The 15,744-nt window shown below is 65.1% G+C and carries 13 protein-coding genes and 1 pseudogene; 5 read left to right on the top strand and 9 right to left on the bottom strand.

The annotated features are described in order from the left end of the window. Window positions 1-214 precede the first annotated feature (214 nt). Window positions 215-985 (bottom strand): SDR family oxidoreductase, encoded by a 771-nt coding sequence (locus tag IVB45_RS11680; protein ID WP_247359903.1) that lies wholly within the window; start codon window positions 983-985, stop codon window positions 215-217. Window positions 986-1,160: 175 nt separating this feature from the next. After that, entirely contained in the window at window positions 1,161-1,448 is a 288-nt protein-coding gene (locus IVB45_RS11685) for a hypothetical protein (RefSeq protein WP_007593600.1), read from the bottom strand. A 54-nt stretch (window positions 1,449-1,502) separates the two neighbouring features. Here IVB45_RS11685 and IVB45_RS11690 point away from each other — a divergent pair, with 54 nt between their 5' ends. From IVB45_RS11690 to IVB45_RS11700, 3 genes are all read left to right on the top strand, one after another. Then, the gene (locus IVB45_RS11690; protein WP_247359902.1) at window positions 1,503-2,915 is read left to right on the top strand and encodes a CoA transferase; all 1,413 of its coding nucleotides are present in this window, start codon (window positions 1,503-1,505) and stop codon (window positions 2,913-2,915) included. A gap of 145 nt (window positions 2,916-3,060) precedes the next feature. Further along, entirely contained in the window at window positions 3,061-4,305 is a 1,245-nt protein-coding gene (locus IVB45_RS11695) for an efflux RND transporter periplasmic adaptor subunit (RefSeq protein WP_247359901.1), read from the top strand. Between the two features lie 38 nt (window positions 4,306-4,343). Next, window positions 4,344-7,460, top strand: a complete 3,117-nt coding sequence (locus tag IVB45_RS11700; RefSeq protein ID WP_247359900.1) for a CusA/CzcA family heavy metal efflux RND transporter — start codon at window positions 4,344-4,346, stop codon at window positions 7,458-7,460. A gap of 9 nt (window positions 7,461-7,469) precedes the next feature. On the opposite strand, the gene IVB45_RS11705 is transcribed toward IVB45_RS11700, so the two are convergent. The 6 genes and pseudogenes from IVB45_RS11705 to IVB45_RS11730 all read right to left on the bottom strand — a co-directional run bounded on the left by IVB45_RS11705 (window position 7,470) and on the right by IVB45_RS11730 (window position 13,114). Then, window positions 7,470-8,096: a LysE family transporter gene (locus IVB45_RS11705; RefSeq protein ID WP_247359899.1), complete on the bottom strand. Its 627-nt coding sequence runs from the start codon at window positions 8,094-8,096 to the stop codon at window positions 7,470-7,472. A 200-nt stretch (window positions 8,097-8,296) separates the two neighbouring features. After that, entirely contained in the window at window positions 8,297-9,259 is a 963-nt protein-coding gene (locus IVB45_RS11710; RefSeq protein ID WP_247359898.1) for an amidohydrolase family protein, read from the bottom strand. 51 nt (window positions 9,260-9,310) lie between these two features. After that, window positions 9,311-9,866: pseudogene (locus tag IVB45_RS39060) on the bottom strand (hypothetical protein). A gap of 25 nt (window positions 9,867-9,891) precedes the next feature. Then, on the bottom strand, window positions 9,892-11,322 hold the full coding sequence (locus IVB45_RS11720; RefSeq protein ID WP_247359896.1) for a TolC family outer membrane protein: 1,431 nt from the start codon (window positions 11,320-11,322) through the stop codon (window positions 9,892-9,894). Window positions 11,323-11,506: 184 nt separating this feature from the next. Next, window positions 11,507-12,286, bottom strand: coding sequence for an enoyl-CoA hydratase (locus tag IVB45_RS11725; protein ID WP_247359895.1), 780 nt, complete (start codon window positions 12,284-12,286; stop codon window positions 11,507-11,509). A 162-nt stretch (window positions 12,287-12,448) separates the two neighbouring features. Then, window positions 12,449-13,114: a hypothetical protein gene (locus tag IVB45_RS11730; protein ID WP_247359894.1), complete on the bottom strand. Its 666-nt coding sequence runs from the start codon at window positions 13,112-13,114 to the stop codon at window positions 12,449-12,451. Window positions 13,115-13,402: 288 nt separating this feature from the next. Here IVB45_RS11730 and IVB45_RS11735 point away from each other — a divergent pair, with 288 nt between their 5' ends. Together IVB45_RS11735 and IVB45_RS11740 are read left to right on the top strand one after the other, a co-directional pair. Further along, entirely contained in the window at window positions 13,403-13,948 is a 546-nt protein-coding gene (locus tag IVB45_RS11735; protein ID WP_027569038.1) for a sigma-70 family RNA polymerase sigma factor, read from the top strand. A 2-nt stretch (window positions 13,949-13,950) separates the two neighbouring features. Next, entirely contained in the window at window positions 13,951-14,589 is a 639-nt protein-coding gene (locus tag IVB45_RS11740) for a DUF1109 domain-containing protein (protein ID WP_027516884.1), read from the top strand. A 10-nt stretch (window positions 14,590-14,599) separates the two neighbouring features. On the opposite strand, the gene IVB45_RS11745 is transcribed toward IVB45_RS11740, so the two are convergent. After that, window positions 14,600-15,700 carry a DUF2336 domain-containing protein gene (locus IVB45_RS11745; RefSeq protein WP_247359893.1) on the bottom strand — a complete coding sequence of 367 codons (1,101 nt, stop codon included), beginning with the start codon at window positions 15,698-15,700 and terminating at the stop codon, window positions 14,600-14,602. Window positions 15,701-15,744: the final 44 nt, after the last annotated feature.

Raw genomic sequence — 15,744 nt, forward strand, 5'->3', positions numbered from 1 at the left:
TTGCGAGCGCAGCGAAGCAATCCAGACTGTTACCGCGGAAAGACTCTGGATTGCTTCGCTGCGCTCGCAATGACGAGTTTGTTGAAGCGATCGCGCGCCTCACTCTCAGTCGTCATACCCCGCGGAGGCGGGGTATCCAGTACGCCGCGGCTTCACGATTCAGTCGCCTCGGAATACTGGATCGCCCGGTCAGCCGGGCGATGACAGCGTGGCCTCAAAAATTCACCCGGTTCGAGATCGCCCCATCCACGACGAGATTGGAGCCCGTGGTGAACCCCGACACCGGGCTCGCCAGAAACACCGCTGCGCTCGCGATCTCCTGCGGCGTCGCCATGCGGCCGGTGGGGTTGCGCTTCATCGCATCATTGTAGCGCTCGGGCATGTTCTGCTCGATCGTATTCCAGACGCCGCCCTTGAAATAGACCGTGCCTGGCGAGACCACGTTGACGCGGATCTTCTTCTTCGCATATTGCCGCGCCAGCCCCTTGGCCATGTGGATCAACGCAGCCTTGATCGGGCCGTAGGAGCTCGCCGTGTCCGCTTGCGCCGCGGAGATCGATGAGATGATCACGAAAGCGGCATCGCCGCTGCTTGCACCGCTGGCCTCGAGGAACGGCCGCGCGGCGTCGAACGCATGCACGGCGCCGAGCAGGTCGAGCCGAAAATTCTGTTCCCACGAAGCGGCATCATGGCCTTGTGCCATCGCGCCTGCGTTGGAGAACAGCATGTCGATGCCGCCAAGCTCCTTTGCAGCATTCTCGATCCAGGATTTCAGTGCCGCGCCGTCGGTGACGTCGACCGGACTGCCGGTCGCGCGAATCCCGCTCGCCTTCAACTCCGTAACAGTGGCGGCAACCTGATCGGCGTTGCGCGCACACACCGCGACATTGCTGCCTTCGCCGGCCAGCGTCGCCGCAATCGCCCGCCCGATGCCGCGCGTGCCGCCAAGCACGACGGCGTTCTTGCCCTTGAGACCGAGATCCATTGTTTGGTTTCCTTTTTTGTTGGTCGCAGCGAGTGTAGCTGTTTCGAGAGACGCCCAAAAGCCTCCACATCGTCATTGCGAGGAGCTCTTGCGACGAAGCAATCCGGAATGCCACCGCGGAAAGACTCTGGATTGCTTCGCTTCGCTCGCAATGAGCGTGTGGAAACAGCGGCCCTCACTCCGGTGCCGCCCCCACCGGCGGGCCGCCGGGCGGGCGGTGCAGGAATGTCAGTGAGACGTAGGCGCCGGCCCAGGAGCCGATCGCCGCGAAAGCCACATAGAAAGCGTTTTCGGTGTAGCTGATCACCGCATAGGAGGAGAGCATGTACCAGACCGCGCTCCAGTTCGCCGCGGGCACGCGCTTGCGCGCGATCACGGCCGAGGTGAACATGACATAGACCGCGTCGGTGGCCGCCGTTGCGATGAACACGGCGCCTGCGGTGAGAGGATCGATGGCGGCCATTGCATGTCCTTGTGTGCTAATGCGATGGTCGCAAACTAAAGGGAGAGAAGGGTCATGCAAAGCCCCACCGAAATTCTCAGTGGCATCTGGACCTCCGCCGGTGGTGACGCCGCCGCGCTCGCGCGCGTGCGGCTGACGGGCGAGGAGCCGCAGATCCCGTCCTCGTTTCGCGTCGCAATTGCCGGCCAAACGACTATCGCCGCCGCCGGCCTTGCCGCCGCCGAAATCTGGAGATTGCGCAGCGGCGAAGCGCAGGACGTCAGCGTCGAACTGCGCCATGCCGTCGCCGAATGCCGCTCCGAGCGCTACTTGCGCGTCGACGACAAGCCGCCGCCGCCCGCCTGGGATGCCATCGCCGGCGTCTACAGAACCGGCGACAACCGCTTCGTCCGCTGCCACACCAATTTCCCGCATCATCGCGACGCCGTCTGCAAGGTGCTCGGCTGCGAACCCGAGCGCGAGAAGGTGCAGGCCGCATTGATGCAATGGAAGGGCGAGGATTTCGAGACTGCGGCTTACGCTGCGGGCGGCGTCGTTGCCCTGATGCGCTCCTACGACGAATGGTCGGCGCTGCCGCAGGCCCGCGCGCTCGCCGAATTGCCGCTGGTCTCGATCGAGAAGATCGGCGAGGCCCCGCCGAAGCCATGGCCGCAACGATTGCCAAAAGGCGATCGCCCGCTCTCGGGCCTGCGCGTGCTTGATCTCTCCCGCGTCATCGCGGGGCCAGTCGCCGGCCGCACGCTCGCCGCGCACGGCGCGGATGTGCTGCTCGTGTCAGGCCCCGAACTGCCGGCCATTCCGTGGCTGACCATCGACACCGGCCGCGGCAAGCTCACCACCTTCATCGAGTTGAAGAGCGAGGCCGGACGTGCGCGGATGCGCGCGCTGTTGAAGGACGCCGACATCTTCTCACAAGGCTATCGCCCGCGCGCGCTCGCCGCTCTCGGCTTTACGCCCGAGGACGCGGCAAAAATCAATCCCGGCATCGTCTACGTGACGCTGTCGGCCTATGGCCATGCCGGCCCATGGGCGGAGCGGCGCGGCTTCGATTCTCTGGTGCAGACCACGACCGGCTTCAACCATGCCGAGGGACAGGCTGCCGGTATGGATGGACCGAAGGAATTGCCGGCACAGATGCTCGACCACGCCACCGGCTATCTGATGGCGTTCGGCGCGATGATGGCCAAGGCCCGCCAGGCCCGCGAAGGCGGCAGCTGGCACGTGCGCGTATCGCTGGCGCAGATCGGGCGCTGGCTGTGGAATCTCGGACGGCTCGATAATGGCCTGAATACCCCGGATATTACGGGCGAGGCCGTACACGCTGCATTCATCGAGAGCATGCCATCTGGCTTCGGCCCGTTGAAGGCGGTGCGCCATTCAGCGATGCTGTCGAAGACGCCGGCGCAATGGAGCCGTCCGGCGATGCCGCTCGGCAGTCATCCGGCAGAGTGGCCGGTGACAAACTGACGTGAAGCTGACGTGTCGCAAATTTTTAACGCAAACCGAAAGGCGCCCGGCGTTTTTTAGGTTGTTTGAAATCACAATTCGGCACTATTAGCGCGACCGATGACGCCGGCATCCGCTGGTATCATCGCAGACATGACCGGGCCCCATGGTAGTTGAAAATACCAAGCGATTGCAGGTGCTTACAAAACAACGGGTAATTACATCCGTAGTTTTACTAGCTCTTGCCGGTGCCGGGGCTTACGGCTTCCTCCATGCGGGAGCGAAGGAGAAGAACCACTCCGAGATCTCCAGCCAGTCGCGCAGGAATGCGCAGAACTTCACGCCGACGCCGTCGGAATGGGCGACGCTGACGATCGAGCCGGTCAAGGCCAAGACCTTCCGCGCCGAGTATGTCACCGAGGGCAAGGTCGCAGTCGACGAGGACCGTTCGACGCCGGTGTTCTCGCCCTATGCGGGCCGGGTGACCAAGCTGCTCGCCAAGCCCGGCGAGGTGCTGAAGCAAGGTCAACCGCTGTTCACGATCGAGGCCGCCGACACCGTGCAGGCCCAGAACGATTTCATTGCAGCGATGAGCTCGCAGAACAAGGCGAAGTCGGCGATCGATCTTGCCGACATCCAGTTCAAGCGCGCCAAGGACCTCTACGAGGGCCATGCCATCCCCCTGAAGGACTATCAGCAGGCGGAAGCGACCCAGGTTCAGGCGCAGAACGACATGCGCTCATCGGCGACGGCGCTGGAAGCAGCGCGCAACAAGCTGCGTATCCTCGGCTTCACCGACGAGACCATCAAGGCGTTCCAGGACAAGGGCGTCATCAATCCGGAAGTCACGATCTATTCGCCGATCGCGGGCACGGTCGTGCAGCGTAAGATCGGCCCCGGCCAGTACGTCAATTCGGGCGCCAGCGATCCGGTCTTCGTCGTCGGCGACCTCTCCACGGTCTGGCTCACCGCCTTCGTGCGCGAGAGCGATGCGGCCGCCGTGTGCATCGGGCAGGACATCAGCGTCAACGTGATGGCGCTCCCGGGCCGTCCCTTGACCGCCAAGGTCAACTACGTCGCCGCCGCGATCGATCCGAACACCCGCCGCCTGCTGGTCCGCGCCACCATCGACAACAAGGACGGTCTGCTGAAGCCGGAGATGTTCGCCAACGTCACGATCTATTCGTCCGGCGATCGCGCCGCGCCGGCCGTACCGAAGCAGGCCTTGATCTACGAAGCCGACAAGGTCCGCCTCTGGGTGGCACGCGAGGACAAGTCGGTCGAGCTGCGCGAGATCAAGATCGGTCTCATCAATGGCAATCTCGTCGAGGTCACCAGCAATCTGAAGCCCGGCGAGCAGGTGGTCACCAAAGGCAGCCTGTTCATCGACCGCGCGGCGTCCGGCAGCTGATCGACGGGCCGGGAAAAAAAGACAAGCTGAAGACCTGAATGGATCGCCTCGTCGCCCTTGCCGTCAACCGGCGCTTCCTGATGGTCGGGATGTTCGTCGCCGTGCTCATCGGCGGCCTGATCGCGTTCAACCAGCTCAACATCGAGGCTTATCCCGATCCGACCCCGCCGATGGTCGACATCGTGACGCAGAGCCCGGGGCTGTCGGCGGAGGAGATCGAGCGCTACATCACGATTCCGATCGAGACCCAGGTCGCGGGTCTGAAGAACGTGACGACCATTCGCACCATCTCGCTCTACGGCCTCTCCGACGTCAAACTGCAGTTCTCTTTCGCCTACACCTATGACGAGGCGTTGCAGCAGGTCTTGAACCGCCTGGCGCAGCTCGCGCCGCTGCCCGGCAACGTGCAGCCGCAGATCTCGCCGCTCAGCCCGATTGGCGAAATTTTCCGCTACCGTCTCGTCGGTCCGCCGAACTACAGCGTGCTCGACCTCAAGACCATCCAGGACTGGATTCTCCAGCGGCGCTTCCGTGCCGTGCCCGGCGTGATCGACGTCACCGGCTGGGGCGGCAAGAGCAAGACCTACGAGCTCCAGGTCGACTTCAACAAGCTGGTCGCCAACGGCCTGACGCTGCCGCAATTGCTCCAGGCGGTCGGCAATTCCAACGTCAATGTCGGCGGCAACACCGTCAATATCGGTCAGCAATCGGCCGTGGTGCGCGGCGTCGGCCTGATCCGCTCGATCGACGACCTCGCCAACACCATGGTCTCGCAGACCAACGGCAATCCGGTGCTGGTCAAGGACGTCGCCACCGTCACCGTCGGCCAGAAGCCACGTCTCGGCATTGCCGGCCTCGACGAGGCGGACGACATCGTGCAAGGCATCGTCCTGATGCGCCGCGGCGAGCAGAGTTCGCCAACCATCAAGCGCGTCCACCAGCTCGTTCAAACCATCAACGAGTCCAGCATCCTGCCGCCCGGCGTGCGCATCGAACGCATCTACGACCGCGGCGACCTGATTGAGCTCACCACCCACACCGTGCTGCACAACATGGTGGTCGGCATTCTCTTGATCGTGCTGCTGCAGTGGATCTTTCTCGGCGATCTCCGCAGTGCGCTGATCGTCGGCGCCACCATTCCGTTCGCGTTGTTCTTCGCGGTGATCATCCTGGTGCTGCGCGGGGAATCGGCGAACCTGCTGTCGGTCGGTGCGATCGATTTCGGCCTGATCGTCGATGCCACCGTCATCATGGTGGAGGCGATCTTCCGGCGCCTGACGCAGACGACGCCGATGTCGGAATCCGAGCAGATGTCGTCTGAGACGCTGTTCGGCATGAAAAGCCACGCCATCCTCAGCGCGGCGGCCGATGTCTCCCGTTCGATCTTCTTCGCCGCGGCGATCATCATCGCGGCCTTCCTGCCGCTGTTCACGCTCTCCGGCGTCGAGGGCAACATCTTCGGACCGATGGCGCGCACCTATGCCTACGCGCTGGCCGGTGGACTACTTGCGACCTTCACCGTCACCCCGGCGCTGTCCGCGATCATCCTGCCCGCGCATGTCAGGGAGACCGAGACCAAGGTGATGCTGATCCTGCATCGGATCTACATGCCGGTGCTGCATTGGGCGGTCGCCAACCGCGGCATCATGCTCGGTGGTGCGTTCGGCCTCGTGCTGATGACGGTTGCGCTCAGCCGGTTGCTTGGCCTCGAATTCCTGCCGAAGCTGGAGGAGGGCAATCTCTGGATCCGCGCCACGCTGCCGCCGACCATCTCGCTTCAGGAAGGCAACTCCTACGTCAACGAGATGCGCAAGGTGATCCGCGCGCGGCCTGAAGTGGAATCCGTGGTGTCGCAGCACGGCCGCCCCGATGACGGCACCGACGCCGCCGGCTTCTTCAACGCCGAGTTCTTCGCGCCGCTCAAGCCCGCCAGCCAATGGCCCGGCACCCGCGACAAGGAAGAGCTGACCGCGCAACTGCTCAAGCAGCTCGACGATCGCTTCCCCGGCGTCGAGTTCAACTTCTCGCAATATCTCCAGGACAACGTCTCCGAAGCCGTCTCCGGCGTGAAGGGCGAGAACTCGATCAAGCTGTTCGGCAGCGACCTCCAGGCGCTGACCGACACCGCCAACAAGATCAAGTCGGTGCTGTCAACCGTGCAGGGCGTCACCGATCTTGCGGTGTTCACCTCACTCGGGCAGCCGACCATACAGATCGACATCAACCGTGCCAAGGCCGCGCGCTACGGCCTCGCGCCGGGTGACATCAACGCCACCATCAAGGTCGCGATCGGCGGCGACACCGCCGGAGACATCTACGAGGCGGGAAGCGACCGCCACTTTCCGATCATCGTTCGTCTCGCGCCGGAATTCCGCAGGAGCGCCGAGGCGATCCAGAATTTGCGGATCGGCGCGCCCGGACCAAACGGCACCGTCACGCAGATCCCCCTGAGCGAGGTCGCCAGCATCAGCCTCGTCTCGGGTGCGGCCTACATTTATCGCGAGCAGCAGGAACGCTATCTGCCGATCAAGTTCTCGGTGCGTGAACGCGACCTCGGCAGCGCCATCCGCGAGGCGCAGCAGAAGATCGCCGATCAGGTGCAGCTGCCGCCCGGCGCGCACATGGACTGGGTCGGAGAATTCGGCAATCTCCAGGACGCGATCCGGCGATTGTCGATCGTGGTGCCGATCTCGCTGGCGCTGATCGGCGTCCTGCTCTGGTTCAATTTCGGCTCGATGACTGACACGCTGCTCGCCATGAGCGTGATCCCGATGGCGATCTTCGGCGGCGTGCTCGGTCTTTTGATCACCGGCACCGCCTTCAGTGTCTCGGCGGCGATCGGCTTCATCGCGCTGTTCGGTATCGCCGTGATGGACGGCATCATCATCCTGTCGCAGTTCAACCAGCTCATCGAAGAGGGCATGGACCGCATGAGCGCGGTGATACGCACCGGCGAATTGCAGCTTCGGCCGGTGCTGATGACCTGCGTTGTCGCCGGCATCGGCCTGTTGCCGGCCGCGCTTTCGGAAGGCATCGGCTCGCAGGTGCAGAAGCCGCTCGCGGTGGTCGTGGTAACCGGCATGATGCTCGCCCCGATCGTGATCCTGGTGACGCTGCCGGTGTTGATCTCCTTCTTCTCCCGCCGCGCACGCTGACGCCGCCAATCACAGCATCCGCTGCGCGATCCGCACCAGCATCATGGTGCCGAGGCCCAGCAGCATCAGGCTGGCCAACCGACTGCTCATCGACAGCATGCGCGGCGTCAGCCGTGATCGCGCCGTTGCCACGATCGTGCTGAGCACGGTCCACCAGATCGCGGAACCGACGAAGACACCGGCGATCAGCGGGGCTGCCGCGGCCTGCATGGAGAAGGCGTGCAGCGCAGCCAGAAACAGGATGACGGTCAGCGGATTGGTGAACCCAAGCGCGATGGCGCTGAGATAGGCGCGCGCCAGATGCACGTTGTCGATGTCGTCGGTCGCCTGGAGTGCGACCGAGCCGCGATGGGTTCGGATCACGAACCACAGCAACGTGAGCGCCGAGACGATGCCGAAGCTGGCGGCATTGGCCTCGACCCAGGGCTGTGCAAGCGAGCCCAGGCCCAAAACCGCGAGGGCGCTGTAAGTGAGATGCACGGTCGCCGCGCCGAAGCCGGTTGCGAGGCCCGTGGCCATGCCTGATGCCAATGTGCGCTGAATGCACAGCATGCCCATCGGTCCGATGGGGGCGGCGACGGTGAAACCAATTCCAATGCCGGAAAAAAGCGCGGCAAGATAATGCGATAAAGGCATGCACCCGCACGAACAAATGAAATCTGTGCGTGTGGGTAGCCCCGAAAATGAATCGCCGCCTCAACCAGAAGGGTGAGAAACGAGCGAGAGCACAAACACGTTCGTGTGAGTCCAAGGAGTTTGTGCCTTCGCGACAACAGTTCCACACTTCACTGTGGAACTGTGTCGCGGTCGTTGAACCGAATTGCGCCTGTCGCGACTCAGAACCCGTAGAGTTGCGCCGGGTTGTCGACCAGGATCTTCTTGCGCACATCCGCATCCGGCGCCCACACCGGAAGCTGGTTGAGCAGGCGGCCGTCGTCGATCTGGTAGAGCGGCGCGATGTCGGTGGCTTTGCGTCCCTCGACACGGCTCGAATCGGGATGCGGCCAGTCCGTGCCCCAGACGATGCGGTCCGCATTCGCCGCGATCAGTGCGCGGGCATAGGGCACCATGTCCTGATAGTCGGGCGCGAGCTTCGAGGAGCGATAGGCGCCGGAAATCTTGACATAGGCCTTGCCGGATTTCACCAGCGCGACCAAGTCGGCAAATCCTGGCTGCTCCAGCCCAAGCGAAGCCTCGAGGCCGCCGAAATGGTCGAAGACAACGGGTACTGGCGCCGTCTCGACGAGGTCCTTGATTGCCGAGATCATCGGAAGCGTGGTGTAGAGCTGCACGTGCCAGCCGCGCGCCTTCATGCGCTCGACTGCGGCGGTGAAACGCGGCCGGCCGACATTGGGGTCGTTGACGCCGCCGGTCGCGAGATTGAGGCGGACACCGCGAAAGCCGTCCGCCTGCATGGTATCGAGCTGGGCCTCGGTCGTTTTGTCGTCAATCACGGCCACCCCGCGCGCGGCCGCGCCACGCGCCTTCATGCCGAACAGGGTGGAGGCGTTATCGGTGCCGTAGACACTCGGCGTCACGATCACAACGCGCTCGATATGCAGCGCCTTGTGCAATGCGGCCATTTCCTCCGGCGAAGCCGGCTCCGGCGTGTAGACGCGGCCCGCGAAGAACGGAAATTTTTCGACGTCGCCATGGATGTGGGTGTGACAGTCGCAGGCATGGGCCGGGACGTCGAAATTAACGGGCGTCGCGGGCTGCGCGGCACGTGCGTGGGCTTTGTTGGACATGGCAACTCCGGCGGCAAGGGAGGCAAGCAGGACGCTGCGTCGGCTGAGCATGGTTTCTCTCCCCGTTTTGTTATTTGGCGGTGGCGTCGGGACAGTATCACATCAGCCCGGCAGCCGCTGCGCTTCGCTGCATAGCTGCTCGACGAGGTCCGCAAGCGGGCGTGAGCCGTCGACGCGCACGACCGGGCAGGGCAGCTTCGCGAACCACGCTTCATCTTTTGCGAGACTGCGGCCGTCGCGGTCGCCGGCTTCGTAGTGCGAGGCCCAGTCGACGAACGACTCCGCCTCCTCATGACGCCAGCCGCCCTGTGCGACGGCATCCGCTCCGAAATGCGTAGCCTCGCGGTCACGCAGGCGCTACAAGCGAAGCTCGCGCGGCGTCGTCACAGACGACGAGATCGAAGAATGGGACGAGCTCGTCGCCCCAGCCGGTGACGGTTCCGCTCAGCACCCAATCGAGCCGCGGCAAAAACATCTCGCGCATCAAGCGCAAACGCTCGGCGGCAGGGCGTGTCGTCTGGTAGGGCGGCGCCGTCGGCAGCCAGAAGTAATCATCGCTGTCGTGATGCGGCAGCGCAAGCCTGCCGGCGAGCGCGCGACCGATCGTCGTCACGCCGGAGCCGGAGGCTCCCATCAGATGGATGCGGCGGCTTTTCATCGGCACCAAGGCGGACGATTTGAAGCTACTGCCCGGACGGCGTGCGCAGACCGTGCCAGGCGTCGCGGACTTGCTGGTAGTGCACCTCGGGCAGATAGTCCGGCGTGTTCAGGCTCAAGGTCTTGACGTCGAGATGGCCGACGGCGCTGAGCAGCGTGTAGGAGGCGATTACGCGGTCGCGATTGGCGCCGATCAGGCGGGCCTTGGCCTGGATCAAATCGGCCTGCGAGTTCAGCACATCCACCGTCGTGCGCTGTCCACCCGCGGCCTCGCGCTGCACGCCCTGGAGCGCGACGGTCGCCGCCTTCACTTCGGACTCCGAGGCCGAGACCGCAATCTTGGCGCCTTCGTTGGCAACCCACGCGCTGACCGCCGCCGTGCGCGCCTGGTTGCGCACCTGGTCGAGCACGAGCCGGCTCTGCGCCGTGATCTCCTTGGCCTGCCGGGTCTGTGCGGCGGCCTGGCCGCCGTCGTAGATCGGCACGGTGACATTCGCGACGATCGAGGCCTGATCTTCGGCGAAGGTGCCGAGCGTCGGGTCGTTGTTGCGGCTCTTGCTGGCGCTGCCCTGGACGCTGGCGCTCGGCAGCAGCGCGCCTTCGGCGACGCGGATGTTGGTGGAGGCGACATCAACGTCGAAGCCCGCCGCCATCACCGCCGGGTGCTGGCGGATCGCAATCGTCAGCGCGTCTTCGCGGCTCTTCGGCAGATAGCGGTCGACGACTTCGGCGGCGCGAAGCTGCGACGGCGCATTGCCGATCACCTGCGCGTAGATCGCCTGGCTCACCGCCAGCGCGACTTCGGCGGCGTTGAGATCGGAAAGTCCGCGGTTGAGCCGCGCCTCGGCCTGAGCGCTGTCGGTCGGCGTGACGTCGCCGGCGTTGAGGCGCCGCTGGGTGACCGAGAGCGTTTCGCGCAGGAAGGCGACGTTGGAGCGCTGCGCCTCGACCAGCGACTGGTTGGCGAGGACATTGGTGTAGGCGGTGACCGCGTCGAGCAGCACGCCCTGGCCGACGTTGCGCAGCGCCTCGCGGCCAGACTGCACCTGGAGTTCGGCGGCGCGCACGTTGTTGGCGGTGCGGAAACCGTTGAACAGGGTCTGCGACACGGTGACGCCGATGATCCATGGCTTCAGATTGGCGGTCTGGATGGTGTTGTCGGGCAGCAGATTGCGCACCGATTGCAGCCCGGCGCTGAGGCTTGCCACGATCTGTGGCCGGTAGCCGGCGAGCGCCTGCGGCACGTTCTCGTCGGTGGCCCGCTGCCGCGCACGTTCGGCATTGAGCTGCGGGTTGGTCTGGTAGGCCTTGGCGAGCGCCTCCGGCAGCGCTTCCGCCCGTGCGGCGGAGGGCAGGGCGCAACAGAGCGCAAGCGTGGTCCATGTCGCGAGCACAGGAGCCACGCCCGATCGATGCCGCGCCATCACGCGACCAGCTCTGGCGGCACGCCCAATCATGTAATCCGCAAATCCTGGCTGTCCGCCCCCGCCGACGGCGGCTCTCTTAACTGTTTAACCAGCCGAGGTCCCGCAGGCAAACTGCCGCGGGGGAAACCCCCATGTATTCCGTGCTTGTTGCAGCTACATCACAGGGATTCTGCGGGAAAGGCAGAGTCTTACACCAGCCTGACCGCTCGCCTCCTTACCGGTTCTTGTTCGCCGGCTTCCGCTTCTCGATGAACGCCGCCATTCCCTCGGAGCGGTCCTCCAGCGCGAAGGTCGAGTGGAACAGGTTGCGCTCGACGCTCATGCCCTCGGCGAGCGTGGTCTCGAAGGCGCGGTTGACCGCTTCCTTGGCCATCGCGACCGCGGGCCGTGACATCGCGGCGATCTTCTCGGCCGCGGCCATCACCTCTTCCATCAGCTTGTCGGCTGGCACGATGCGGCTGACGAGGCCGCTGCGCTCGGCTTCGGCTGCATCCATCATGCGGCCGGTGAGGCAAAGGTCCATCGCCTTGGACTTGCCGATCGCACGGGTCAGGCGCTGGGTGCCGCCGATGCCGGGGATGGTACCGAGGGTGATTTCGGGTTGGCCAAATTTGGCGGTGTCGGCGGCGATGATGAAGTCGCACATCATCGCGAGCTCGCAGCCGCCGCCGAGGGCATAACCCGCGACCGCGGCGATCGTCGGCTTGCGGCAGCGCGCGACCCGATCGCCGCCGATCGCGGCAAAATCCTCCGAGAACATGTCGATGAAGCCTTTCGGCTGCATCTCCTTGATGTCGGCGCCGGCGGCAAATGCCTTCTCGCTGCCGGTCACGACGATGCAGCCGATGGCGTCATCGGCTTCGAGATCGTCGACGGCCGCGGCGATCTCGCGGAAGACGCCAAAGGAGAGTGCGTTGAGCAGCTTCGGCCGATTCAGCTTGATGATGCCGACCGCGCCTTTGCTTTCGACGATGATGTGTTCGAACGTGCTCATGCTCCACCCACGCTTTTGGTTGAGCGGGCAATGTGCCCGCTGGCGCGGTGGGCTTCAAGAGGCGCTAAAGCCATCGGAGCAGCAACGGCCGGAACACGCGGCGAGATGCGCGTTCCGGACGAGGTCCCGCGGGCCGGCGATCAGGCCGTAATCAAGCCAAAGTCACGCCATGAACATGCGCGCGGCGGAGGCCAGCGTCAGCAGTGTGCCGACGCCGATGAAGATCTTTCCGATCAGGGAGCTCTGGTCCCAGGCCGAGCTCTGCTGGCTGCTTGCCATCACCGGTGCCGGACGCGGCTGCGCGTCGATTGCGGCAATCACCGCCTTCTGCGCCGGCGCGTTGTCCTGTTGCAGGGCGCGGTCGATATCGTTGAGCTGATCGGGTGCGACGACCTGGCTATCGGGGTTCGGGGCGGCGGTATTATCGGCCGCGGCCTGGACGTTGTCGTTGGCCCGGCCGGTCATTGCTGAGGCGGCAGCCGCGGTCGGCGTATCGGCGGCGGCGAGCTGCGCATTGGCGTTGGCGACTTCCGGCGGCATCTGGCTCGAGGCCGGGACCTCACGAGTGTCGGCCTTCGCCTCGTCGGCCGTTGCCGCGGCGTCCTTCTTGTCGGCCTTGTCGTCGGATTTCTGCGCCGTCTTGGTGTTGTCGCGGTGGCGCGACGTGTGACGCCGCTGCTTGCTCGGCTTGACCTCGTCCGCCTGTTTGCTCGCATTGTCCGACTTGCTGCTAGCGGCTGAACTCGGCGCCGACTGTGCAACGCCCCCGAACAGCACGAAAAGCCCGGCCAGGAGAATCAGGGCCGCGCGCCCGCTGGCTTTCATCATGTTGACATCTCCCCAAGTCCGCCCGTCCCGGACCGAACAGAGACCCTGGCGCGTGACGACAGCGGGGCAGAAAATGGGAATCTTCGGGCCACACCGGGCAAAAGCGCGGCAATCCCTTGCCGTCGCGGCCGGCCGCGGGTGCGTACGGGACCGATCGGTGTTATGAGCCGTCGCAGATCCTGACGGCCGTATCGGTTGCGTGGCCAAGCATGATCACGAATTCGTGATCACGCTGCCGCCGGCGTAACAAACTGAAAGAACGGCCGAATTGCATGGTGAGGGGCGCGCGTGCGCGGACGTGAGGACGAGTGGACCGACCTGATGCGGTCGGCCATGGCAGGCGATGACGCGGCGTATCATCGTCTGTTGAAGGCGGTCACGCCTGTGCTGCGCGCTGCCGCGAGGCGCGGCCTGGCGCGGGCCGGGCAGCCTCCCGACCAGGCCGAGGATATCGTGCAGGAGATTCTGTTGGCGGTGCATCTGAAGCGGCACACCTGGGACAGCGAAGCCCCCTTCGCCCCGTGGCTGTTTGCGATCGGCCGCAACAAGCTGATCGACATGCTGCGGCGACGGGGCAGGCGGATCTTCGTCAACATCGACGATTTCGCCGAGATCCTGCCGGGTGAGGCGCCGCAGGAGACGGTCTCGGCCGGCGAGGTCGCCAGCCAGCTCAATACGCTGCCGCAACGCCAGCGCGACGTGTTGCAGTCGATCGCGGTCGACAGCACCTCGATCAAGGACACGGCGGCGAAATATTCGATGAGCGAGGGCGCGGTGCGGGTCGCGCTGCATCGCGGACTTGCGGCGCTGACAGCCAAACTGCGGGACCACTAGTCATGGATACCGATCAACTCATTCGCTCCCTCGCGGCCGACAACGCCCATCGCCCGCCGCGCGTCGGCGCGGTGCTGACCATGGCGCTGCTGGTCGCCGCGCCGCTGTCGATCCTGATCTTCGCCACCTTCCTCGGTGTGCGTCACGACGTGATGAGCGCGATGCGCAACCCGTTCTTCGACATGAAGTTCGCGGTCACGCTCTCGCTCGCGATCCCGGCAATCATCGTCAGCCTGCATCTGTCGCGTCCCGAGGCCTTGCTGCGTGGCTGGGGCTGGCTGCTGCTGCTGCCCGTCGGGCTGCTCGCGGTGGCGATCGGCAGCGAGGCGATGATGGCGCCGGCCATGCCGATGACGATGCGTTTGATGGGCAAGAATTCCAGGGTGTGCCTGTTCGCAATTCCTGCGATGTCGCTGCCGCTGCTTGCGGGGGCCCTGTTCGGCCTGCGCCACGGTGCGCCGTCGCATCCCGCGCTCGCCGGTGCGCTCGCCGGCCTGGTGTCGGCGGGCCTTGCCGCGACGCTGTACGCCTCGCACTGCACCGATGACTCGCCGCTGTTCGTCGCGACCTGGTACACGCTCGCCACCGCGTTGGTGACGGCAATTGGCGCGCTGGTGGGGGCGAGGGTCCTACGCTACTAGCTCGCCGGCTTCAAGCCGGCGTCGCGCCCTGCTGCATGCGGTGGAAGCGCAGCACCTGCTGCGCGGTCGAGCTACGCAGCGCCTCGTAAGCGTCGCGCAGCGTCAGCATGTCGGTCTGAGGGCCGCCTGAGAGCTTCTCGCGCAGGGCGATGATGGCGCGGACGCTCGACCATTGCATGGCCGCGACCTTGGCGAGGATCATCACGCCCTCGACCCGGCTTTCGATCATCATGGTCTCGGCGGTCTCGACTGCGACGCCCGCAAGCGCCGCGAGCCCCGCATTGGTCTCGTCGAACTTGCCCTGCTCTGCGAAGGTGGCGACCTGGAGTTCGGTCAGGCGGCCGTCCTCGTGCAGCGACTTCACCAGCGCCCGCGCCATCTCGGTCTGCCGGGTCGTGGTGGCGGCGCGGATCCGCTGAGCCGCTTCCTGGACCACGCTGGACACGTCGTCCGCGAGCTCCGGATGCGCGGCCTCCAGCTTCCGGCGCACGGTCAAGGAGGCCTTCGCGACCAGCTTCAAATAATGATGGCGGGGCAGGTCGGCCCGCAGGCCGATGCAGCTGGCGAGGTCGTCGTCACGTTCGGCGCGGGTCACGAGGTCGGCGAGACTTCCCTCGGACAGTTGCGCGCCCGGATTGCTGACGGTCGATTGCACCACGTCCTCGTTGCCGCGGGTCACCAGCACGTCGCTCAGCGCTTCCGACAACACCCGCCGGAGCGAGATCGCCTTGAGATGGGCCTGGCCCCTGGTGCGCGCGATCTCGATCAGGGTCGCCTCGTCCAGCCGTTCGGATTTCGACAGCACCGGGCCGGAAACCTCGATCACCTCGTCGAGCGCGAGCGTGCGGATGATCTTCGGCGGCGCAGCCGCGATCGATGCGAGGCGGTCGGCGAGCAGCGCCCTGGCGGACGTCTCGATCCGCTCGATCAGGCATTGGAACACGTCGTCGAACACGCGGACGTGGTCGTCGGAATAGTCCACCGCGTTGCCCACGAACAGATCGGTTACGCGGCGCAACGTCTCGACCCGGTGCGCAACGGTGCCGTGCGAGAGCGCAGTTTGCAATTCCTCGAGCAGACTCTCGGATGATTTTACGGCTTTGGATCTCATTGCCCTGTCCTGGAGCGTTCGGCCCGGCCGCGGCTTCTGTCGCG

It is taken from the genome of Bradyrhizobium sp. 4, from assembly GCF_023100905.1.
GTDB lineage: Bacteria > Pseudomonadota > Alphaproteobacteria > Rhizobiales > Xanthobacteraceae > Bradyrhizobium.

Coding starts and splice junctions, on each gene's coding strand:
- IVB45_RS11680 (WP_247359903.1), bottom strand. CDS start 985: ATGGATCTCGGTCTCAAGGGCAAGAACGCCGTCGTGCTTGGCGGCACG.
- IVB45_RS11685 (WP_007593600.1), bottom strand. CDS start 1,448: ATGGCCGCCATCGATCCTCTCACCGCAGGCGCCGTGTTCATCGCAACG.
- IVB45_RS11690 (WP_247359902.1), top strand. CDS start 1,503: ATGCAAAGCCCCACCGAAATTCTCAGTGGCATCTGGACCTCCGCCGGT.
- IVB45_RS11695 (WP_247359901.1), top strand. CDS start 3,061: ATGGTAGTTGAAAATACCAAGCGATTGCAGGTGCTTACAAAACAACGG.
- IVB45_RS11700 (WP_247359900.1), top strand. CDS start 4,344: ATGGATCGCCTCGTCGCCCTTGCCGTCAACCGGCGCTTCCTGATGGTC.
- IVB45_RS11705 (WP_247359899.1), bottom strand. CDS start 8,096: ATGCCTTTATCGCATTATCTTGCCGCGCTTTTTTCCGGCATTGGAATT.
- IVB45_RS11710 (WP_247359898.1), bottom strand. CDS start 9,259: ATGCTCAGCCGACGCAGCGTCCTGCTTGCCTCCCTTGCCGCCGGAGTT.
- IVB45_RS11720 (WP_247359896.1), bottom strand. CDS start 11,322: ATGATTGGGCGTGCCGCCAGAGCTGGTCGCGTGATGGCGCGGCATCGA.
- IVB45_RS11725 (WP_247359895.1), bottom strand. CDS start 12,286: ATGAGCACGTTCGAACACATCATCGTCGAAAGCAAAGGCGCGGTCGGC.
- IVB45_RS11730 (WP_247359894.1), bottom strand. CDS start 13,114: ATGATGAAAGCCAGCGGGCGCGCGGCCCTGATTCTCCTGGCCGGGCTT.
- IVB45_RS11740 (WP_027516884.1), top strand. CDS start 13,951: ATGGATACCGATCAACTCATTCGCTCCCTCGCGGCCGACAACGCCCAT.
- IVB45_RS11745 (WP_247359893.1), bottom strand. CDS start 15,700: ATGAGATCCAAAGCCGTAAAATCATCCGAGAGTCTGCTCGAGGAATTG.